Here is a 20,347-nt window from a genome sequence, read left to right as displayed (position 1 = left end):
TCAACTGCCCACCTATAGCTCCTGTACAAGTGGGAGATAATCAACGTAAGAGGATTATCCTACATCTAGCATCGCAATGACGAGCATCATTAAGAACGCACGACTCACCAACTGGGCTCTAGGGCCGCTTCTTTTTATTGAGCGCCGCAGGGGAAACGCGGATACCGTCGCCAGTCTGACGAACATAGGTCTTCCGTGCCGGTTTAGAGGCCACAGCAGTCTTTTGAGCATGCTGATTGGGGTCCACGGTAACCTGAGAGGTTGGATGTGCCTTAACGGACGCAGAAGGCTTCTGAGGAGTGCGCCCGAGCTTGCACATCATACGGTCCCAGCGCGCATGGATACTCTCGTTATGAGCGCTCTTAAGGCCCAAAAGAGGGGCGGCCAAAATGGTCGGCGCGATAAAGGTGATCAGACGCCAAAGCAGATAGCCGGCAGTCGCTGCCGTACCAAAAAAGTGACCCAGGAACAGCGCGAAGCCGCCCTCGGCACCACCAGTGCCGCCAGGCAGCGGGACGGCGGAACTCAACAGCTGTACAAAAGCACTCGCCGCCATGACCGAGAAAAAGTCAACGTCGTACTGACCAAAGGCAAGCATCAAAAAATACGGAACCAGGTAGAAAAACGCCAGCTGCAACATGGTGATGACGACCGTGAGCAGCATGGACGAAAAATGGCCGGCAGAGAGTTTGAATTTCTCGGAGAACGAGTAGATCTCGCCATCGACAAAGGTACGCCAGCCCTCGATCTTAGTAGCGGAAACGCCCATGCGCTCGAGCCAATTGATAATACAATGTGCGACGCGCGTGACGGTCTTGGGCATCAACGCCACGGCAAAGATGCCGAGAAGAATGCAGCAGTGGCCGCCAAAACTAAAGACGCAAAGCAGCGTCATGTCGCCATAGCGCTCGGCGAAAAACGGCATGCGGGCGAGCAGCAGAATGGCACCCCATGCCACCAAACCAAACTGGTACACGATAAAGCGGGTGAATTGCGTGGCACCCGCTTCGCCCACATTTTGGCCGGCTTTGGTCAGGCGATAAATCTGGGCAGGCGTGGAGCCCATCATCATGGGTGTCAGGTTGCCAAAGAAGATGCCGCTCGCCTCGACCGAAATGAGGTCGCGGATGCCGACAGGCGAATTGGGATCGAGCCATACGGCAATCGCGTACGCCACGATGCCAAAAAACAAGTATAGGAACATGCAGAAGCACGCGGCAGCGAGCCACGGCGCCTGAACGCTAGCCATGGCGGCCCAGAACTGACCCATCTGACCGGTCACGACCAAATAGACGATATAGCCCACCAGCACAATGCCAATAAAGATGGCACCACGACGTGCGCTCTTGTTGTCATCGCCGCCCGAAACATCGACTTGAGGCTTTGGGGTATGCTGAGAGGACTCCGTCATGAGGCTCCTTCTGACCGTCAATGTATCTGGCCTATTGTACCCGTATGGGAGATAAGCAAAACGTAAAGCTATGGGGCAAATGGGATTAACAGACAAGCCCGCAGGTAATAAAAAACCCGACCTTCGAAAAGAAGGTCGGGTATCCAAAACTTGGTAGCCCGTACCAGATTCGAACTGGTGATCTCCGCCTTGAGAGGGCGGCGTCCTAAACCGCTAGACGAACGGGCCATAAGCCTCAGCAGAAAAGAAGTGGTAGCCCGTACCAGATTCGAACTGGTGATCTCCGCCTTGAGAGGGCGGCGTCCTAAACCGCTAGACGAACGGGCCACATGACACCTGCACTGCCGTGCTGCGAGGACATATATTACGGGACAAAAAACGCGAGCGCAAGAAGAAATTCCAAATTGGCCAATTTTTGTCGTGAGGTTATGGAACACACAGGTCAACCTGGTAGCTCTTTTGGGACGGGGCTTTTTTAGCTACCCCTGCCAGAATCACGATTGTTCGTCCTATTGACAGCGGGGTAGCTAAAAAAGCCCCGTCCCAAATTAGCTACCCCAGGTTGAGGTGGGCCAGAAGGGCTTCGCGGGTATTGGGAACGTTGTCTTCGATCACGACGTCGAGGGCGACGTTGAGAAGCTGTCCCAGCTCAGGCCCCGGTTTGACGCCGGCGCGAATCAGGTCCCCTCCGTTGATGCCAAGCATCTTAAGCGTATAGGGCTCCCCCGCTTCCAACAGTTCGTGGGCGAGCGAACGCATCTCCTCGATCGTCTCGACGTAATAGAAGCACGACGGTGCCTTACCCAGCGTATCGGCACGCTTAAGGTCCATAAGCTCGTCAATCAAACGCGGCGTGTCGACGCCCTCACCCGAAAGCGAGCGCATCATATTGAGCAAACAGGAGCGCTCGGGGCGCAACGGCTTATCGTGATACCTGATAAGCAGACACACGTCGCGAACCAAATCGTGCGAAAGCGCCAAGCGATCCATAATAGCGCGCGCTTTCTTGGCACCAAGCTCAGGATGACCGTAAAAGTGGCCGCTGCCCGCATGATCGACCGTAAAGCAATCGGGCTTGGAGACATCGTGCAAAAACGCTGCCCACATTAAGCTCGACGAAGGCGCCACGCCGTCACACAGCGCCAGCTCCCCCGCTACCGTCAAAACGCGAGCGATATGCTCGTAGACATTAAAGGCGTGGTAGACGCTGCGCTGGTCAAACCCACGAGCCGGCGCAAGCTCGGGCACGGCGGCGCAAACAAGCTCGGGATAGCGTAGCATCGCGTCTCCCCCATGTCCGGTCGATAGAATCCCCTCGAGCTCAATGCCCACGCGTTCGCGTGCCACGGCATCGAGCAGCGGCGAGCACTCGGCAAGCGCCTGTTTGGTCTTAGGCTCGATCATAAAATCCAGACGGCAGGCAAAACGCACGGCGCGCAGCATGCGAAGCGCATCCTCGTTAAAGCGACGCTTGGGATCTCCGACGGCACGAATCAGCTTACGCTTCAGGTCGCCCTGGCCATCATAACGGTCGACAAGACCGCGCTGGGGATGCCAAGCCATGGCGTTAACAGTAAAGTCACGACGTGCCAGATCGTCCTCAAGCGACGCCGCACGCTCCACACTCTGGGGATGGCGACCATCGGTGTAAAAACCGTCCAGGCGATACGTCGTGACCTCAATACGCTCATCGTCACAAAGGGCGGTAATGCCGCCAAATTTTATACCCGACTCAACTACCGCAATGCCGGCTGCCTCGAGCGCCGCCTTGGACTCTTGCCACAGGCCGCTACAGCACATGTCAACATCGTGGCTGGGACGTCCCATCAGGGCGTCACGCACCCAACCGCCTACGAACCAGGCCTCGAGACCGGCGTCCTCAAGCGCACGTAGCACACGCAGGGAGGCATCTGTGGGCTGCGTACCGTTGAGCGAAACATTACACATACCTATGGCCTCCTACGCTTGCAAGCGTTAAACGATGGTTCTCAAGCAGTCTAGCAAGAAACAAGCGTGAGCGCACATGAAATCACATCGTCGATTCGCGCGAACGAGACAGCAGAGCCCATGCGGCCAACAGATAAAAACACCCGCCTCGGAGATCCAAAGCGGGTGTTCGGCAACGATGTGTCTAAACGGTTAGCAGACCTGGCGAACGTCGATGTGCTTCTTATATTCGTCCACCTTGGCAAAATCGCCCAAACCAGGGCACTCGACCACGTTGGCACCGGTTGCCATCGAGAGGCGCAGGGCGTCCTCGACGCACTCGGGGGCATCGTGCCACACGGACAGGAAGGCGGCAAGCGAGGAATCGCCGGCGCAGACCGTCGAGAGCAGCTTGACCTCAAAGGTGCGTTTGGCAAACCAAATGTGCTCGCCGTTGGAGAAGTACGCGCCGTCGCCACCAAGGGTCAGCAGCACATTCTTAGCGCCCTTGGCGTGCAGCTCAGCCATAGCGCCCTTAACGGACTCGTCGTCGCCACCGCTCACCTTAATGCCAAAGATGTCGAGCAGCTCATCGTCGTTGGGCTTAATGAGCAACGGCTCCATGGCAATAAGATCGGCCAGCTGATGGCTCGAAATATCGAGCACGAACTCGGCACCCTTTGCCTTAACACGGCGAAGAACCTCGGCCAGGAAACCCTCGGAGGTGTTGGGGGGCAGCGAGCCGCTAATGACCAGGCAGGTCATGTCGTCGAGCGAGTCGATGAGCTCAAACATCTCCTGCTCGTTGGCAGCATTGATGGCAGCGCCTGCATTGACCATGTTGTACTCGGTATCGGGACCGGCGTTGAGGAAAACGTTGACGCGCGTGATGCCGTCAGTCCACACGGGCTTGACGGGCACACCCAGGGCCTCGGCGCCCTTGACGATATACTCGCCTGAGAAGCCGGCAAAAAAGCCCAGGATCGTGGTGTCGACACCGTAGTGATCGAGGGTGAACGAGACGTTGAGACCCTTGCCATTGGGCGTATAGACCGCGTTGCGCGTGCGGGTGACGGTGTTGGCGGAAAGTCCGTCGCAGGAAATGTTGTAATCAATGGCGGGATTTGCAGTGAGCGTGTAAATCATGAATGTTCCTTTCACAGAGCAACGTGATAATGAAAGTATATTCCACACCTTGTGAAAAGACCATAGCAACTCGGCGAACGGTGTAGAACGCGTGCAGGTCGCCAGAAAAGCAGCAAGGAGGGGCAAAAAAATCAGGAGTGCTTGCCCTGAAGCTCATTTGCAATTTACAAATAAGCGCCCCGGCTTAAACCGGGGCGCCATATGGTCAAGAATATGTAGCGTTTCGCTTACTTGCGATCGAGCTTGCGGACAGCAACGCGCTTGCTATACTCATCGACGTGACCGAAGTCGCCGATACCCACGGACTCGGCAACGTTGGCGCCGGTGGCCATAGCGAGCTTCATGGCCTCCTCGACGTTGTCGCGATCCCTGTACCACTTGTGCAGGAACGCAGCGAGCGTGCAGTCGCCGGCGCAGACGGAAGAGACCAGCTTGATGTTGAACTCACGCTTAGCGTACCAGATGTCCTCGCCGTTGGAGAAGTAAGCGTCGCCGCGGCTACCACGGGTGAGCAGCACGTTCTGGACGCCGGCATCGTGAGCCATCTTCATAGCAACGCGGACCTCGTCGTCGGTGTCGACCGGCACGCCAAAGATGGCCTTCATCTCGTGATGGTTCGGCTTGATGAGCAGCGGCTTCTTGTGAGCAAGCTCCTTGAGCTTGTCGGAAGACAGGTCAAGGACGACGTCGGCGCCACGAGCCTGAGCGTGCTCCATGACCTGAGCCAGGAAGTCGGGCGTAGCTTTGGGAGGCACGGAGCCGGAGACGATCAGACACTCAAGATCGCCCGCGGTGTCCAGGATGTTGTAGAGCTCCTTCTGGTGCTCCGGCGTAATCGGGGCGCCGGGGTTAAGGATGCCGTACTCGTGCTGGCCATCGTTGACATAGGTGTTGATACGCGTGATGCCGTCGGTCCAGACCGGGCGGCACAGGCAACCCAGGTTCATGACCTCCTCGACGATAAACTTGCCCGTGAAGCCGGCGAAGAAGCCGAGCGCGACGGTGTCGACGCCCATCTTCTTAAAGGCGAAGGACACGTCGAGGCCCTTGCCGTTAGCCGTGTAGCTGGCCGAGCCGGTGCGGACGTTCTCGTCGGGCTCGAGCGGAGAGCTCGAAACCGTCATGTCGACAGCCGGGTTAGCGGTTAGCGTGTAGAACATTTACAGTACCCCCTGTATATTTGAGGGCCGCGCGGCCAGCCCATTCCAACCACGCGGTTACCTCTGATACCAAATTAGCGAGCGGCAGCCTCAAGCAGCGCCTTGACCTCTTCGGCAGTGTTGCAGGCGAGCGCCTTCTCGGCGAGATCGTCGCACTCGGCCTTGGTCCACTGGCTGATGGTCTTGCGGGCGCGAAGGATAGACGGAGCGCTCATCGAGAACTCCTCGAGGCCCCAGCTGATCAGCAGCGGCTCAAGCAGCGGATCGGCAGCGGCCTCGCCGCACATACCGACCATGATGCCAGCCTTGACGCCGCTCTCGATGATGTTCTTGAGCGAGCGAAGCACGGCGGGATAGTACACCTGGTACAGGTTAGAAATGGTGTCGTTACCACGGTCGGCACACATGGTGTAGCCGATCAGGTCGTTGGTGCCGATCGAGAAGAAGTCGGCGACCTCGGCCAGGCGGTCAGCGATCAGCGATGCGGCAGGCGTCTCGACCATAATGCCGACCTCGATGTTCTCGTTGAACTTGCGGCCCTCTTCGGTCAGCTCGGACTTGCACTCCTCGACGAGCTCCTTAACGGCCAAGACCTCCTCGACGCAAGTGACGAGCGGGATCATGATCTTGACATCACCAAAGGCGCTGGCGCGCAGCAGAGCGCGGAGCTGTACCTTGTACTGGTCGGGGTTGGCCAGGCAGTAACGCACGGCACGGAAGCCCATGAAGGGGTTCTCTTCCTTGACCATGTGCAGGTACGGGATCTCTTTGTCGCCACCCACGTCGAGCGTGCGGATGATGACCGGAGCGCCATTGAGCGCGCTGGCAACCTTGCGATAGGCGTTGAACTGCTCCTCCTCGGAAGGAAGCTCGGCGGAATCCATGAACAGGAACTCGGAGCGGAACAGGCCAATGGCCTCGGCATCGTGATCGAGCGCGTTGGGCACGTCATCGGGGTTACCGATGTTGCAGGCAATGATCTTCTTGATGCCATCGGCAGTCACGGACGGCTTGCCACGGAAAGCCTCGAGGGCTGCCTTCTCGGCAGCGAAAGCCTCGGCCTTGGCGGTGTAGGCGGCGAGCGTCTCCTCGTCGGGATCGGCCTCGACGATACCCTTGCCACCGTCGACGACAACGGTCATGCCGTTGCGCAGCGCGGTGCAGCTGTTGGCAACCGAAAGGACAGCCGGAATCTCGAGGGCGCGGGCGATGATCGCGGAGTGCGACGTGCGGCCACCGGTCTCGGTGACGATACCGGCAACGTGGGCCTTATCGATCGTGGCGGTCATGGACGGCGTAAGGTCGTGCACGACAACGACAGTGTTTTCGGGCAGGACGGAGAGATCGACGACCTCCTTGCCCAAAAGCTCGGCCAGAATACCAGTGCGGATGTCAGCGATGTCTGCCGCGCGCAGGCGGAACATCTCATCGTCCATGGACAGGAACATGTTCTCAAACATGGTCGAGGTGTCCATGAGCGCCTGCTCGGCGCAGGTGCCGCCGTCAATGGCGGCGTTGATGGCGTCGGTCATGCCCGGGTCCTGAGCCAGGACGATGTGTCCGCTCATGATCTCGGCCTCGGCCTCGCCCACCGTCTCCTTCATGTGGTCGGCCTGAGCCTGGGTCTTCTCGCAGAAGACCGAAAGGGCGGTCTGGTAGCGCTCCTTCTCTGCTGCAGAATCAGCAACCTCGTGCGGCTCAAACGTCAAGTCGGGTTCGACGGCAACCATGACGGTGCCGATACCGATGCCCTCGGAAGCGTTGACTCCCTGATACATTCCTATTCCTCTCTCCGTGTCATGTGATAAAGCGTTTTGCCATATCCATGACAAAAGAGCGCAGTTCCCTTTAAACAGGTCACTGCGCCCCCAAATATGAACTTAGTTGTTCAACATGCGACCCGTTTGAGTTCTACTCGCCAAGACCGCTCTTGATGAGCTCGATGGCAGCAGCCAGAGCCTCGGCCTCGTCAGCGCCGTCGCACTTGACCTCGACCTCGGTACCGCAGGGGATGCCGGCAGCCATGAGGGCCATCGGGGACTTGCCGTTGACCTCCTTCTCGGGGGTGACGACCGTCACGTCGCAGGCGTACTTGCCCATGGTGGAGGCGAAGAGGCCAGCCGGACGCATGTGAAGACCCTGAGGATTAATGAGGGTAGCCTTCTCAGAAACCATAATTGACTCCTTTTTTGTGTTTAACCCCTATCAGCAATGCGACAGGAGCCATATTCACGACGTTGATTATATTAACTCACATCAAACGGTTTTTCATTATGTTTCGCACGAATTGTTGGACAGATGTCGTTCCTGCACGCTCGCCTGCCGGGCGGGGCGGTTAAGTTTGCTGCTCTACAGTCCTGCGCAAGACGGAAAGCACATTAAGTGCTTTCCTTTGCGTGCGGAACTCGCGACAAACTTAACCGCCCCGCCCGGCAGGCGAGCTGCGGAAACTCGGTCGGTCCAGAGCAATATCGTGCGAACGAAATTTTGGCTGATAATTTGTTCGCCTGGTTGATCTGGTTGATGCGGTTGTCTATACCCTCCTGTGAACTGAGGAGTATCCCGAACTGTCGGCAGGAAGGAAATGTCCCTCAGTACCGGGTTACTTGAAAAAAGGCGGGGACCCCTGATGGAGTCTCCGCCTTATATACAGGGGGCGATGTTATTCGCAAGCTGCGGGATTAGACCAGACGGGCGTTGATCGTCTTAGCGATTTCGGCAGCGTCGGTAGAACCCTTAACGGTGGCACGGAAGCCCTCGTCCATGAGCGCCTCGGCGACCTTGGACAGGATCTTGAGGTGCGTGGTGCCGGCCTGGGCACCGGGGATGAGCAGGGCAATAGCCACGTTGACGGGAGCGCCGTCCATGGTGTCCCAACCGGTCACGCCAGAGTCGTCCTTGACGACGATGACGGCGGCCTCGGTAATGGCACCAGACTTGGCATGCGGAATAGCGAAGCCCTCCATCATGCCCGTGGTGCCCTCGGCCTCGCGGGCCAGGAAGGCGTTCATTACGGCGTCGGCGTCGTCAGCGATACCGGCCTTGACAGCCTGGTTGGAGACAAAGCTCAGGGCCTCGTCACGAGAAGCAAAATCCTCGGCGACAAAAACGTTCTCGACCTTCACGAAGTCGGAAGCCTCAGCCTTGGGGGCCTCGACGGCAGCGGCCTTGGCAGCCTCGACCGGCTTAGCGGCAGCGGCGGGAGCGGCCTTCTGTTTCTTCTCGAAGTCATACTTCTTGAAAGCAACGAACAGGATGCCACCGACCACGGCGCCGATGAGGATCGCGAGGACCCACAGCGGACCGTTCTCGACAACGGGCAGGACCAGGAAACCACCGTGAGGCGCCGGATCGTGGACGTTGAACATAATGGTCAGGATCGAGGCGATGGAGGAACCGAGCATCATGATGGGCATGACGGGCCAGATGTTCTTGGTCATGAACGGAATGGCGCCCTCGGTGATGTGGGTGCAACCAAGGATGAGGTTGACGATACCGGCGTCATGATCCTCCTGGCTGAAGTACTTCTTGCCGACGATGACGGCGAAGGTGGTGATCAGCGGCGGAACGATGCAGGCGGCGGAGACGGCAGCCATGAAGTTGGTGCCGAAGTTATAGGTGTCGGTGCCGACACCGGCAGCCAGGGCCTCGGTGAGCATAGCGGTACCGGTGACGTAAGCAGCCTTGTTGACCGGGCCGCCCATATCAAAGGCGCACATGCAGCCAATGGCAAGACCCAGGACAACAGCGCCAGAGGCAGACAGACCCTTGAGGAAGTCCATCATGGCGGTGTTAATGGCAGCCATGGGGCCGGAGATGCCGAGCATGACCAGACCGACGATGGCGGTCGAGAACAGCGGGTACAGGAAGATAGCCTTGAGGCCGTCCAGGTTCTTGGGCAGCTTGGCAAAAACCTTCTCGAGCAGCAGGATGACATAGCCAGAGAGGAAGCCGCCGACGATGCCGCCCAGGAAGCCGAAGCCCACGCCGGCACCGCCGGCATCGATCATGCCGGTCTCGGCATTAACGGGCAGGCCCTGGATGGCGATCATACCGGCGACAAAGCCGGGAACGAGCGCCGGGCGCTTGCCGATGGACTCGGCGATATAGGCGGAAAGCACGGGAACCATGAGGTTCATGGCGATGCCGCCGATGATCTTGAGCATAGCGGCAAAGCTGTTGTAGTCGGCAGCCGTCGAATCGAAGGACGTGATGCCCCACAGGAACGAAACGGCGGTCAGAACACCACCGGCAACGACGAAGACCAGCATGTGGCTGACGCCGTTCATGAGGTGCTTATAGATGATGTGACCGATGGACTCCTTCTCCTCGACCTCATCCTCGACATCGGCAGCAGCCGCAACCGTGTCGTCGCCCTTGGCGGCGAGAGCGCGGTCGATCAGCTTACCGGCAGCCTCGACGGACAGGGCCTTGGAAACACCGACGGAAACCATGGGCTTACCGGCGAAACGCTCCGCCTGGACATCCTTATCGGCTGCGACGACGACGGCCTTAGCACCGGCGATCTCACCCTTCGTGAGTTCGTTCTCGACACCGACCTGGCCATGAGTCTCGACCTTAATGGTCAGACCGCGCTCGGCTGCTGCCTTCTCCAGCGCCTCCTTCGCCATGAAGGTGTGCGCGATGCCGGTCGGGCAACCGGTGGCGGCGATGATGTCAAACTTAGCCATGTGTCCCTCCTTCTTGAGTACTGCGCCCGCGGGCGCTCCCCTACACGCGCTACGGTGCGCGCTTTTCCACTCCTGAAAGATACCAAGCCACCGCTTATATGAGAAGCAATCAAGCCTATTTCTCCGGTGAAAGGTTCTTTCACAACCGTAAACGGTCGATGAAAGTTTACCATCAACTTTTGAAACAGCAAGGTGTATCTTGTAATTGAAATCCCCGTATACTAGAGCGGCACACAACAAGACAGCTTTTAATGCCAACCAGGAGTCATCCATGTCCGATAGCAGCAAGAGCGCACTCTCCCTTATTAGCACGCACAAGGGATACAGCGAGTCCGAGCAGCGCATTGTCGACTATATCCTAGAGCACCAGTCCGAGGCACCGCTCCTAACAGCCGCGCAACTCTCGCGCGCCGCCGCAACCTCCGAGGCCACCGTCTCGCGCTTCTGCCGCAAGCTGGGCTTTGGAAGCTTTCGCAGCTTTCAGTTTTCGCTGGCGCGCGATCTGGAGAGCCAGCGCAATGAAGGCCTCACAGACGAGGTCTCGCTCGATAATATGGAGCAGAGCCTCAAAAACATCCTCGCCGCAAAGGTCAGTGAACTCAATGCGACCATCGATGGTATTGATCACGATACTCTGGCAGCCGTCGTGCACGCGTTTAAGAACGCAGGGGCTATCGAGTTTGCAGCCGTAGGTAATACCAACGCCGTTGCGCTTGACGCGACGTTTAAGTTTTCGCAACTGGGCCTTCGCTGTGTGTCAAGCACCATCAGCGAGACATCAATCGGCTTTGCGCTCACGTTGCGCCCCGGCGACGTTATCGTGCTGATCTCGAACTCTGGCAAGTCGCGTCGACTGAATCGCATGGCAAAAGCGGCTCGAGGCTGTGGTGCCACCGTAGTCGTCATCAGCAGCGACAGCAAGTCTCCGCTTGCTCGCCTAGCCGACTACACCTTTAATACCGTGAACCACGAGGCGCTGCTCACCACGGGCGACTTTGCGTTCTCCAAGATCAGCGCCACGATGATCATCGAGGTTATCTACAACTTCCTGCTGCCCGAAATCGAGGACGCCCGAGAGCACATTAGCTACTACGAGGAGCTTATCCAGCCGGATAAGGTCGTGGAATAGAAATTTTGGCGAGCCGACAAACGCCACTCGCCACGAAACCGGCCCATCTACTACGTTTTATCAATATAGCCCAACCACAAACCGAAAAAAGAAAAACCGCAGGCGTTCTACCTGCGGTTTTCTTTTTGCAATTCAAGGCGTGGTTGCCGATAGCCTATTAAACGTAGTAGATGGGCCGGTTTCGTGGCGGCCGGGTCGAACATACATGTAACGGCTCGGCCTAAGCACGCGCTTCCTCGAGCATCTGCTTAGCGTGGGCCAAGCTCGCCTCCGATTGATCGCCGCTCAGCATACGGGCGATCTCTGCGGTACGGGCGTCCCCGGCCACCTCATCCAGATGGGTTTGGGGAACGTCGCCGGGCTCTTTGCTCACCACGTAATGTTTGTCGGCCATGACGGCGACCTGCGCCAGGTGCGTTACGACAATCACCTGATGCGTTGCGGCAAGATCTGCCAGAACGCTCGCAAGGGCGCGTGCAGTAGAGCCGCCAACACCGGCATCGACCTCGTCGAACACCAACGTATCCACGCCGTCCGCGTTACCCAAAACAACCTTGCTCGCCAACATGACACGGCTCAGCTCGCCGCCAGACGCAATGCGGCGCAGGGGGCGCGGCGTCAATCCGGCACCGCTACGATACAAAAGCTCGTAGCTCGACGGGCCCGCCGGCGTCCACTCGGCGCGCGGAAGATCGCGCGAGTCCCAAACGAGCTCGGCGCCGCCCATCTCCAGGCGCGCCATCTGACGGCCAACCTCGTGGCAAAAGCGCGGGGCTGCCGTATTGCGTGCACGCTTAAGTGCCTTGGCGGCGGCGAACAGTTCGCGCTCCGCCGCGCCAAGCGCTTCGCGCGCCTTCTTAATCTGCTCATCACCATCGTCTACCAGCGACAACAGCTCTCGCGAGCTATCGCGCATGGCAAACACGTCGTCCATGGTGGGACCCCACTGACGCAAAAGTCCCTTAAGGTCGGAATACCGCTCGCGCATACGAGCCAGCTCGCGCGGGTCGAAGGCGACCCCATCGCGATAGGCGCGCAGCTCGTTGGCACAATCCTCGAGCGAGATGCAGGCATCCGAAAGGGCATCGGCGATATCACCCAACTTGCGATCGACAGTAGCCATACGCGAAAGCTCCGCGACGGCACTGTTCACGGCATCGAGTGCTCCCCCTTCGGCAGCAAGCGACGCATGGGCATCGTTGGCCGTTGCCACCAGCACCTCGGCATGCTCGGAGCGCGGCAGCAGCTCCTCGAGCTCCTCATACTCACCCGGCTTGGGGTCGACCTCGGCGATGCGCTCCAGAGCGAAGCGCGCCTCCTCGACACGACTCCCCTGCGCGCGTGAGGCCTCTTCGACGCGACGGACCTCTTTGGCAGCCGCGCGAGATGCCCTAAGGCAAGCACGATAGCGATCGAGCGCCTCGAGCGCCGGGCGCCCCGCCCATGCATCGACCATGGCAACATGATGCGCAGGGTCGAGCAGGCGCTGGTGCTCGTGCTGGCCGCAAAGATCCATCATCACGCCGACGCGCTCCGAAAGCTCACGCACGCTGGCGATGCGGCCGTCAATTTTTACGCGGCTGCGGCCCTCGGCAGAAAGGCTGCGCTGCACGGTGAAGCCCTCCGTGTCGTGCGGGCCGTCAAACAGGCGCGCCTCGACGTTGGCAAGCGTCTCGCCCTCGCGCACCGTCGACGAATCCGCGCGCTCGCCCAAAATGAGCTTAAGCGCCGAGAGCAAAGCAGTCTTACCGGCGCCGGTCTCGCCGGTCAGAACCGTTAAGCCCGCGCTCGGAACCAACGTCGCCTCGCGAATGAGGGCAATGTTGGAAACCTGCAGCTCATCGATCATGACGAACTCCGTAGAACACGCGGCTCACCGAGTTATAGAAGCTCTCGGGGCCGTAATCCAGCAGCAGTACATCGCCGGGACCGCGACGCACGGCCACGCTCTCGACCGTGCCATCGCAGGTAATAAACTGTCCATCGATGGCGATCGCAGGCACGCTCGGGCGGTCATCGGACATAAAGATCTCGACGACATCGCTTGGCGAGGTCAAAAAGGCGCGAGCCTGAATGGTATGTGGGGCGATGGGCACGCAAACCATGCCCGTGTAATCGGGACTGACGATGGGGCCGCCGGCGGAAAGCGCGTAGCCGGTGGAACCGGTCGCTGTCGAAACGACGACGCCGTCACCGCGCAGGCGGTCGATATGATGGCCGGACACCGTGATGTCGAACTCAACCATATCGGACAGGGGCCCGCGCGTAAGCGCCATATCGTTAAGGGCAAACGTGCGCACGACATCCTTCGTGCCATCTTCGCGCACCGAAACGATATCCGCGGCGAGGGTGGCGCGGCGACTCACATGGAGCTCACCGGAAAGGGCATCGCTCACGACCTGCAAAATATCGCGATCCTCGGGGCTCGCAGCCGTCAAAAAACCCAAATGACCATAGGAAAGGCCCAGAATGGGGATCTCGCGGTAGTTGAGAATGCGGGCGGCACGCAACAGCGTGCCGTCGCCGCCGAGCGTAATGACCAGGTCGGCATCGTCAACATCGGGCGCACGCTGGATCTTGGAACGCTGATCGGCAGCCCATGCGACCTCGTAGCCCTGGCGCGAAAGCCAAAGCTCGAGCATCAGGCCGCTCTCGACCGCCTCTTGCTTGTAGTAATTGGGAACCAGAAAGACCTTCATAGCGTTGCAGCTTTCTCGCTCAAAGCCGTTACCTGTGATTGCAGCTCATCGTCGGCACGCTCGCCAGAGGCAAACCTCGTGCCGTACAGGAAAAATTCGACGTTGCCCTTGGCGCCATGGATGGGCGACACGCACACGTCGAGCGGGAACAGGCCCTTGGCGGCAAAGAGCTCAATCGCCGCCACAAGCGTATCGCGGCGGACGGAGGGGTCGGTCACGATACCGCCCTCGCCCACCAGCGCAGCCGGCGCCTCAAACTGCGGCTTTACGAGCGTGCAGAACGAACCCAAAGGCTTCAGGCACGCCAACACGGCGTCGATGATATTCGCGATACTCGTAAACGACACATCGCAGACAGCCAAGTCGATAGCGCCGCCGTAGCCAAGCTCGGGCAGTTGTGTCACGTTGGTGCGCTCATGGAGCCTCACGCGCTCGTCTTGGCGCAGCGACCAATCAAACTGAGCGCGACCCACATCGACCGAAACGACCGTTGCGGCGCCACGCTTGAGCAGGCAATCGGTAAAGCCGCCCGTGGAGCAGCCCACATCGAGGCAAGCAAGGCCCATGGGATCGATCCCAAACGCATCGAGCGCGCCCTCGAGCTTGAGCCCGCCGCGCCCCACGTAGGGAATACGGCCCTTCACGTGCAGGGGCAGACCGGGCGTCACCTTAAGGCCCGGCGAGGTCAAACGCTCGCCGCCACTCGAGACCAAGCCGGCCATAAGAGTGCGAAGGGCATCCGCGCGGTCGGCGCAGATGCCCTGTGAAATCAGTTCGTCATCGAGACGCACGCGTTTCATGAATGCCATCAACCATTCGTATCCGGAGACGCGGCCTGGCTATCCTGGGATTCGTTTGCCGCATCCTCATCGTATTCCTGCTCGAGCTTATCGGCCTCACGAGGCGTCAACTCAAACTTGTCGACCATATCGACCGCACGGGAGCCAAGTTCGATCGCCTCGTCAAACAAATCGAGCGAACGCTCCAAGGACGTATCCTTGGAGCGAACGGTAGCGATGATCTGGTCCAAGCGGTCCGAGATCTCGTCGAAGTTGCGGACGGAACCCTCTGGCATGGCTACTCCTCGACGGTACCGGTCTCGGCCTCGGCGACCTCGGCACCCTCGTCGAGAACGCCGGCCGCAGCCTGAGCGGCGGCAACCTTGGCGGCAGCCTCGGCGGCCTGGGCCTCCTCGCGGGCGCGGTCCTCGGCCAGCAGCTCCTGATACAGGTCCTCGCCCGGCAGCTCCTCGCTACGCGCGATCTTGCCCAGCACGCCATTGACAAACGACGCGGACTGGTCGGTGCCATAGGCCTTGGCAAGCTCTACAGCCTCGTTGATCACGATGGCGTCCGAGACCTCCTCGTCGGTGAGGAAGCGCATCTCATAGACGGCGATACGCAGCAGATTGCGATCGGCGCCGGGCATGCGCATAAGATCCCAGTTCTTGGCGATGGAGCGCAGGGCGCAGTCGATGCGGTCGATATACTCGTAGGCACCGCGGCACAGCTCCAGAGCGTAGGGGTCGAGGGGACCCTTCGAGATCAGGAAATCGCCCTCGAGGACGCGCTCGAGCGGGCTGTCCGTCGCCTCGGCCTGGAACAGCAGCTGCAGCGCCTGACTGCGGGCAAGCGTACGCCCGCGATAAACCTTAAGGCTCAAAGGTTACTCCTTGGGGAAAACGAGGCCGTCGATGCAAACGTCAACGCGCTCGACCTCGACGCCTACCTGGGCATCGATAGCTGCGACCACGGCGGAGCGAACGGCCTCGGCGAGTTTCTTGAACGGATAGCCAAAGAACACCACGACGCGCACGGTGAGTGCGAGCTTGTCACCGATGACCTCGGCCTCTACCGCCGGATCGGAAGCCGGGGACTTGGACGAAAACATCATGGAGACAAGGTTGGTGGCAAGGTCCTTGACGCCCACGGAGGCGATGCCCTCGACATCCGTGACGGCGCGCGAGACGATGGCGGTCAGAACATCGGGCGAAATACCGATGCCGTCAATCTTGATTTCCTGGGGCATGAGTCCTCCTAGAAGAGTTGGTTGCTAGACGCGGGAGACGAACTTGCCGTCGCGGGTGTCAACCTTGATGACCTCGCCCTCGTTGAGGTACATCGGGACCTGGATGACAGCACCGGTGTCGATGGTGGCCGGCTTGGTGGAACCCTGAACGGTGTCGCCCTTAAAGCCCGGGTCGGTCTGGACGATGGTGGTCTCGATGAACATCGGCGGGGTCACGCCCATGAGCTCGTCGTCGGCGAAGAGCAACTGGCAGGTGTCGTTCTCGCGCAGCCACTTGGAGTTCTCGCCCACCATGTCCTCGGGAACGGGAACCTGCTCGTAGGACTCGTTGTCCATGAAGATGTAGTCGGCGCCGTCGTTGTAGAGGTACTGGAACTCACGGGTGGTGAGCATGACGCTCTCGAACTTGGTACCGGCGTTGCAGGTGTTCTCGACGACACGACCGCTCTTGATATCGCGGGTCTTGTAGCGCACAAAAGCACCGCCCTTGCCCGGCTTGACGTGCTGGAACTCGACGATGGTGTAGACCTTGTCCTTAATGCGGAGACCGAGGCCGTTCTTGAAGTCGGCGGTAGAAATGGTAGGCATAGCGACCTTTCTTGTTATGGGTAGAACGCACAAGCGTCCAAATTACATACGAGCGAAATTATACACTTGCAGGCGGCGCCTGCGGCGAGCGCATAAAAAGAGAACGCGGGGCGCCCGAATCATTTCGGACGCCCCGCTTCCAAAATCAAACTGAATGTCTTAGCAGTCGATGACGTGCAAGTCGTGCGGGGTCTTGGTGAAGGGCTCATAGCCGTTCTCGGTGACAACACCGTAATCCTCCAAGCGCACGCCGCCCACGCCGGGCAGGTAGACGCCGGGCTCCATGGTGACAACCGAGCCGACCTCGATGATGTTCTTGCTGCGGTTGAAGTTGGGCAGCTCGTGGATGTCGATACCGACACCATGGCCCAGGCCATGGTTGTAGTAATCGCCATAACCGGCATCGCCGATGATCTTCTTGGAAAGCTTGAAGATATCGTTACCCTCGACGCCCGGATGGATAGCGGCGACGCACTCCTCGTGGGTGCGGCGCACGAGCTCGTACAGGTCGAGCTGTTCCTGCGTGGGCTCGCCCATCACGACGGTACGCGTCATATCGGAGCGATAGTCGCAGTAGCCCGCGCCATAATCCATGAGGACGAAATCGCCCTTCTCGATGACACGGTCGCTCGGGACGGCATGCGGGTTGGCGGTATTGGGACCGCTCGCGACGATGGAGCCAAAGGCCAAGCTGTCGGCACCGTTGGCGAACATAAAGTTCTCGAGCTCGTTGCGAACCTGCTTCTCGGTCATACCGGGCTTAATAAAACCGAGCATGTGCTGGAAGGCGGCATCGGTGATCGACTGCGCGTGTCGCATGAGCTCGATCTCCTCGGCATCCTTGATGGCGCGCATCTTACGAATGTCGTCATGCATCAGCGGCAGCATGCAGGCGACGGAGCGATCCTCAAGACCACGCTGAATACCCTGGTAAAAGTTAATCTGCATGTCATCCTCGACGGCGCAGACACGACACTTGTTAGCCGCGATCTTGTCGGCAACCCAACCGGGGATGGTGCCCTCGTCCATGTCGTAGACCCAGGGGCTGCCGGCGGGCGTGTTCTCCTCAAAGCTGTTGAGATAGCGCGAGTCGGTATGGAACAGGCACTGATCGGCCGTAATAAATGCGGCGTGCGGAAACTCGAAGGTGTAATCGAAGACGCCCTTCACACCCGTGAGCCAACGGAGGTTGGCCTCATCGCGCACGACGATGGCATCGTAGCCGCGCTCGACCATCAGGGCACGGACACGCTCGATACGACCGGCAGGACCGGCAGCAAACTCAGACATTCAGATTCCTTTCTTATTGTCCTCAAAAAGAGCAGGACGGGCTTCAAACGAATAGCCGAACCACAAGCGATTCGCAACCGATTGAAAACCCGTCCCTCAAAATGATACGAAAGACGATGGATGTCAATAAAGTTAAAAAAGTTCCTTGCGAGAAGCCAGATACGCCTGCGCATGGCGTTCGAGAATCTCGTCCTCGACATTTGTCAGGCGAATGGCGCCGAGCGCCGCGGGCAGCGGCAGCATGCTGCGGTTTGAGCGGGCAAACTGCTGCTTGCGGAACTCCTCGATAAACGCGGTGGGCTCCAAGTCGAAGGCAAGCTCTTCGATGCCAAAGTCCTCCAGGCAATCGTCGAGATCAAACACATTGTCGATATCGAAGTCGCAGGCATCATGTGCTAGGCGCGCCTCAAAGCGCATACCCTCGGAAAGGAGCTGGTATGCGGGAACGTTAGCCGCGGCCTCGCCCAGGCAGGCGCGAAGGGTGCGCTCCCCTGTCTTACCAAAATCGAGTGCATGGCGAGCACTGGGGTTCGTGGCCATGAGCACATCTTTGCGCGCGGTCTGGGACCACTGCACAGCATTGACGAGCGCGACCTCCTCGCCGGAAAGAATCTCGGGAACAGTCTCGGTAAACTGATTCCAGCGGGACTTGCTGCTCGAAAGCATGGTGCCAACAAGCACCACATAGCCGAGCTTGAGATCCTCGGGGTCCGCCTCGCGAACAAGGTCGAGGTCACACACGACCAAGCCCGATTCGGGACGGAACGCGATAGCGGGAAGCGCATTCGACGACGAGGCGACGAGCGGCTTCATGGTCGTCGCGACCGTGAGCATGGCGTCGAACGTTGTCGGCAGCAAGGCGCACTCGGTGCGACCGCACCACTGATTAGCACACCAGCTAACAACCGAGCAGGTTGCGGCATCACCAACGGCGACAACCAGATCGTCGCAGGTAATGCCGTTGGCAGATAGGGCGCCAAAGATGGCATCGGCATCGGCCAGCGTGGCACCAGCAGGCGAAATCTCGAGTGGGAGCTGCGACACGACAAAACCGGCATCAACCAGCGCATGCTCGACGACCTCGCCAAAACGCTCTGACGTGGCGTCGTTCCAAACCACCAACGCGCGCTTAGGCTTGCCCACAGCCGAGGCAAACATGCGCGACAGCTCCTCGAACGTGCCCAATCCGACGCGGACATCGACACTGCGGTTTTGGAAATTGATCAGTTGACGGCGAATCATAGCAGCCCACGCTCCAAAAGCATCTCGGCACAAAGGTAGGAAACGTCCTCGAAGGACTTGTTGCGAATATCAAGGGTAATATCGGCGGCCTGGCGATATAGCGGACGGCGATGCTCAAACAGGCGCGCGGCATGCTCGGGCGAACGGAAATCGGGACGCGTGTCGGACCGACGAATCTGGCGAATCGAATCCTCAAAGTCACCTTCGAGATACACACAGATACCCATCTGGTGCATAAGCTCAATATTCACCGGAGTCTCGACGATACCTCCGCCGCAGGAGACCAGCAGGCTGCGCTCGCTTTGGAGCGAACGGAGCGCCGAGGTCTCGAGCTCGCGAAAACGCTCCTCGCCCTCGGTCTCAAAAATCTCGGTCACCGATTTACCGCAACGACGCACGACAAGGCGGTCGGTATCGATAAAGCGACGTTTGAACATAGTGCCCACGTTGCGCGCAAGCGTCGATTTGCCCGCGCCCAAAAAGCCGATAAAGAAGATATGGTCGCAGCCGTGTTTGGTGTGCTGGGACATAGCGAGACCTATTCCTCGCAGGGAAGGTCGCGCAGGGCCCGGCGCTCAAAGATACGGAAGATCTGCGTATACCACAGGTCCTGAGTGGCCTGCGGCTTTACCAGGATGGTATCGACGCCGGCGAAATTGCCGCTCCACACGTCCGTGTAGAGCTGATCACCGATCAGCACCGCCTCGTCGGCCGTGGCGCCGAGGCGCTTAAGACCCGCCTTGAGGGCAAACGGAGCCGGCTTCATGGCGTGGCTAATGGCCTCGAGTCCCAGCTCGCGTGCCGAGCTCATGACCTGGTCGCGATGCCAGTTGTTAGACACCATGCACAGCTTAAAGCCTTTGGCGCGGGCGGCGTCGAGCCAAGCGGAAACCGCGGCGGGAACCTGCTCGGTGTCGCGCGGCACCAGGGTGTTATCGCGATCGAGCAGAATGGCGCGTTTGCCGTCGGCCCACAGGGTATCAAGGTCGATGCGGTCGACGGATGCAACATATCGTTTGGGGCTGAAAATCCTCATG

At 59.4% G+C, this 20,347-nt stretch carries 19 protein-coding genes and 2 tRNA genes; 1 reads left to right on the top strand and 20 read right to left on the bottom strand.

Features of this window, described 5'->3' with window-relative positions:
• Positions 1–118: 118 nt before the first annotated feature.
• The 9 genes from ACQRAJ_RS00465 to ACQRAJ_RS00425 all read right to left on the bottom strand — a co-directional run bounded on the left by ACQRAJ_RS00465 (position 119) and on the right by ACQRAJ_RS00425 (position 10,334).
• A complete protein-coding gene (locus ACQRAJ_RS00465; RefSeq protein ID WP_154515563.1) occupies positions 119–1,411 on the bottom strand; it encodes a lysylphosphatidylglycerol synthase transmembrane domain-containing protein in 1,293 nt (430 codons plus the stop codon).
• A gap of 151 nt (positions 1,412–1,562) precedes the next feature.
• Positions 1,563–1,639, bottom strand: a tRNA-Glu gene (locus ACQRAJ_RS00460).
• A gap of 22 nt (positions 1,640–1,661) precedes the next feature.
• Positions 1,662–1,738 (bottom strand) — tRNA-Glu (locus ACQRAJ_RS00455).
• A 225-nt stretch (positions 1,739–1,963) separates the two neighbouring features.
• Positions 1,964–3,358: a CCA tRNA nucleotidyltransferase gene (locus tag ACQRAJ_RS00450; RefSeq protein ID WP_427747368.1), complete on the bottom strand. Its 1,395-nt coding sequence runs from the start codon at positions 3,356–3,358 to the stop codon at positions 1,964–1,966.
• A gap of 192 nt (positions 3,359–3,550) precedes the next feature.
• Entirely contained in the window at positions 3,551–4,483 is a 933-nt protein-coding gene (locus ACQRAJ_RS00445; protein ID WP_427728177.1) for a 1-phosphofructokinase family hexose kinase, read from the bottom strand.
• A 227-nt stretch (positions 4,484–4,710) separates the two neighbouring features.
• On the bottom strand, positions 4,711–5,643 hold the full coding sequence (locus tag ACQRAJ_RS00440) for a 1-phosphofructokinase family hexose kinase (protein ID WP_349125764.1): 933 nt from the start codon (positions 5,641–5,643) through the stop codon (positions 4,711–4,713).
• 74 nt (positions 5,644–5,717) lie between these two features.
• Positions 5,718–7,421, bottom strand: a complete 1,704-nt coding sequence (gene ptsP / locus ACQRAJ_RS00435; RefSeq protein ID WP_427728175.1) for a phosphoenolpyruvate--protein phosphotransferase — start codon at positions 7,419–7,421, stop codon at positions 5,718–5,720.
• Positions 7,422–7,554: 133 nt separating this feature from the next.
• Positions 7,555–7,818 (bottom strand): HPr family phosphocarrier protein, encoded by a 264-nt coding sequence (locus tag ACQRAJ_RS00430; protein ID WP_427747366.1) that lies wholly within the window; start codon positions 7,816–7,818, stop codon positions 7,555–7,557.
• Positions 7,819–8,324: 506 nt separating this feature from the next.
• On the bottom strand, positions 8,325–10,334 hold the full coding sequence (locus tag ACQRAJ_RS00425) for a fructose-specific PTS transporter subunit EIIC (protein WP_427747364.1): 2,010 nt from the start codon (positions 10,332–10,334) through the stop codon (positions 8,325–8,327).
• Between the two features lie 271 nt (positions 10,335–10,605).
• Here ACQRAJ_RS00425 and ACQRAJ_RS00420 point away from each other — a divergent pair, with 271 nt between their 5' ends.
• A complete protein-coding gene (locus ACQRAJ_RS00420; protein ID WP_427747362.1) occupies positions 10,606–11,463 on the top strand; it encodes a MurR/RpiR family transcriptional regulator in 858 nt (285 codons plus the stop codon).
• A 220-nt stretch (positions 11,464–11,683) separates the two neighbouring features.
• On the opposite strand, the gene ACQRAJ_RS00415 is transcribed toward ACQRAJ_RS00420, so the two are convergent.
• The 11 genes from ACQRAJ_RS00415 to ACQRAJ_RS00365 all read right to left on the bottom strand — a co-directional run bounded on the left by ACQRAJ_RS00415 (position 11,684) and on the right by ACQRAJ_RS00365 (position 20,346).
• A complete protein-coding gene (locus ACQRAJ_RS00415) occupies positions 11,684–13,312 on the bottom strand; it encodes a DNA repair protein RecN (RefSeq protein ID WP_427747360.1) in 1,629 nt (542 codons plus the stop codon).
• Positions 13,302–14,162 (bottom strand): NAD(+)/NADH kinase, encoded by an 861-nt coding sequence (locus ACQRAJ_RS00410; protein WP_427728169.1) that lies wholly within the window; start codon positions 14,160–14,162, stop codon positions 13,302–13,304. Before ACQRAJ_RS00410 ends, ACQRAJ_RS00415 begins: the two co-directional genes overlap by 11 nt.
• Complete coding sequence (locus tag ACQRAJ_RS00405) at positions 14,159–14,962, bottom strand: TlyA family RNA methyltransferase (RefSeq protein WP_427747409.1); 804 nt, start codon at positions 14,960–14,962, stop codon at positions 14,159–14,161. Before ACQRAJ_RS00405 ends, ACQRAJ_RS00410 begins: the two co-directional genes overlap by 4 nt.
• A gap of 8 nt (positions 14,963–14,970) precedes the next feature.
• Positions 14,971–15,237, bottom strand: a complete 267-nt coding sequence (locus ACQRAJ_RS00400) for an exodeoxyribonuclease VII small subunit (protein WP_154515533.1) — start codon at positions 15,235–15,237, stop codon at positions 14,971–14,973.
• A 2-nt stretch (positions 15,238–15,239) separates the two neighbouring features.
• Positions 15,240–15,824: a transcription antitermination factor NusB gene (gene nusB / locus ACQRAJ_RS00395; RefSeq protein WP_427747358.1), complete on the bottom strand. Its 585-nt coding sequence runs from the start codon at positions 15,822–15,824 to the stop codon at positions 15,240–15,242.
• A 3-nt stretch (positions 15,825–15,827) separates the two neighbouring features.
• Positions 15,828–16,190, bottom strand: coding sequence for an Asp23/Gls24 family envelope stress response protein (locus tag ACQRAJ_RS00390; protein ID WP_427717319.1), 363 nt, complete (start codon positions 16,188–16,190; stop codon positions 15,828–15,830).
• Between the two features lie 24 nt (positions 16,191–16,214).
• Entirely contained in the window at positions 16,215–16,778 is a 564-nt protein-coding gene (efp, locus tag ACQRAJ_RS00385) for an elongation factor P (protein ID WP_154515524.1), read from the bottom strand.
• 159 nt (positions 16,779–16,937) lie between these two features.
• A complete protein-coding gene (locus ACQRAJ_RS00380; protein ID WP_427717316.1) occupies positions 16,938–18,068 on the bottom strand; it encodes a M24 family metallopeptidase in 1,131 nt (376 codons plus the stop codon).
• Positions 18,069–18,200: 132 nt separating this feature from the next.
• Positions 18,201–19,310: a hypothetical protein gene (locus ACQRAJ_RS00375; RefSeq protein ID WP_427747357.1), complete on the bottom strand. Its 1,110-nt coding sequence runs from the start codon at positions 19,308–19,310 to the stop codon at positions 18,201–18,203.
• Complete coding sequence (locus ACQRAJ_RS00370; RefSeq protein ID WP_154515515.1) at positions 19,307–19,840, bottom strand: shikimate kinase; 534 nt, start codon at positions 19,838–19,840, stop codon at positions 19,307–19,309. The genes ACQRAJ_RS00375 and ACQRAJ_RS00370 overlap by 4 nt, the downstream gene beginning before the upstream one ends.
• An 8-nt stretch (positions 19,841–19,848) precedes the next feature.
• Positions 19,849–20,346, bottom strand: a complete 498-nt coding sequence (locus tag ACQRAJ_RS00365; protein WP_117646451.1) for a YqeG family HAD IIIA-type phosphatase — start codon at positions 20,344–20,346, stop codon at positions 19,849–19,851.
• Between the last annotated feature and the right edge of the window lies 1 nt (position 20,347).

The organism is Collinsella sp. SGI.184, from assembly GCF_050313415.1.
Lineage (GTDB): Bacteria > Actinomycetota > Coriobacteriia > Coriobacteriales > Coriobacteriaceae > Collinsella.
The sequence above is the reverse complement of the archived record's forward strand: the minus strand, read 5'-3'. Positions and strand labels throughout refer to the sequence as shown.

Coding starts and splice junctions, on each gene's coding strand:
- ACQRAJ_RS00465 (WP_154515563.1), bottom strand. CDS start 1,411: ATGACGGAGTCCTCTCAGCATACCCCAAAGCCTCAAGTCGATGTTTCG.
- ACQRAJ_RS00450 (WP_427747368.1), bottom strand. CDS start 3,358: ATGTGTAATGTTTCGCTCAACGGTACGCAGCCCACAGATGCCTCCCTG.
- ACQRAJ_RS00445 (WP_427728177.1), bottom strand. CDS start 4,483: ATGATTTACACGCTCACTGCAAATCCCGCCATTGATTACAACATTTCC.
- ACQRAJ_RS00440 (WP_349125764.1), bottom strand. CDS start 5,643: ATGTTCTACACGCTAACCGCTAACCCGGCTGTCGACATGACGGTTTCG.
- ptsP (WP_427728175.1), bottom strand. CDS start 7,421: ATGTATCAGGGAGTCAACGCTTCCGAGGGCATCGGTATCGGCACCGTC.
- ACQRAJ_RS00430 (WP_427747366.1), bottom strand. CDS start 7,818: ATGGTTTCTGAGAAGGCTACCCTCATTAATCCTCAGGGTCTTCACATG.
- ACQRAJ_RS00425 (WP_427747364.1), bottom strand. CDS start 10,334: ATGGCTAAGTTTGACATCATCGCCGCCACCGGTTGCCCGACCGGCATC.
- ACQRAJ_RS00420 (WP_427747362.1), top strand. CDS start 10,606: ATGTCCGATAGCAGCAAGAGCGCACTCTCCCTTATTAGCACGCACAAG.
- ACQRAJ_RS00415 (WP_427747360.1), bottom strand. CDS start 13,312: ATGATCGATGAGCTGCAGGTTTCCAACATTGCCCTCATTCGCGAGGCG.
- ACQRAJ_RS00410 (WP_427728169.1), bottom strand. CDS start 14,162: ATGAAGGTCTTTCTGGTTCCCAATTACTACAAGCAAGAGGCGGTCGAG.
- ACQRAJ_RS00405 (WP_427747409.1), bottom strand. CDS start 14,962: ATGAAACGCGTGCGTCTCGATGACGAACTGATTTCACAGGGCATCTGC.
- ACQRAJ_RS00400 (WP_154515533.1), bottom strand. CDS start 15,237: ATGCCAGAGGGTTCCGTCCGCAACTTCGACGAGATCTCGGACCGCTTG.
- ACQRAJ_RS00390 (WP_427717319.1), bottom strand. CDS start 16,190: ATGCCCCAGGAAATCAAGATTGACGGCATCGGTATTTCGCCCGATGTT.
- efp (WP_154515524.1), bottom strand. CDS start 16,778: ATGCCTACCATTTCTACCGCCGACTTCAAGAACGGCCTCGGTCTCCGC.
- ACQRAJ_RS00380 (WP_427717316.1), bottom strand. CDS start 18,068: ATGTCTGAGTTTGCTGCCGGTCCTGCCGGTCGTATCGAGCGTGTCCGT.
- ACQRAJ_RS00375 (WP_427747357.1), bottom strand. CDS start 19,310: ATGATTCGCCGTCAACTGATCAATTTCCAAAACCGCAGTGTCGATGTC.
- ACQRAJ_RS00370 (WP_154515515.1), bottom strand. CDS start 19,840: ATGTCCCAGCACACCAAACACGGCTGCGACCATATCTTCTTTATCGGC.
- ACQRAJ_RS00365 (WP_117646451.1), bottom strand. CDS start 20,346: ATGAGGATTTTCAGCCCCAAACGATATGTTGCATCCGTCGACCGCATC.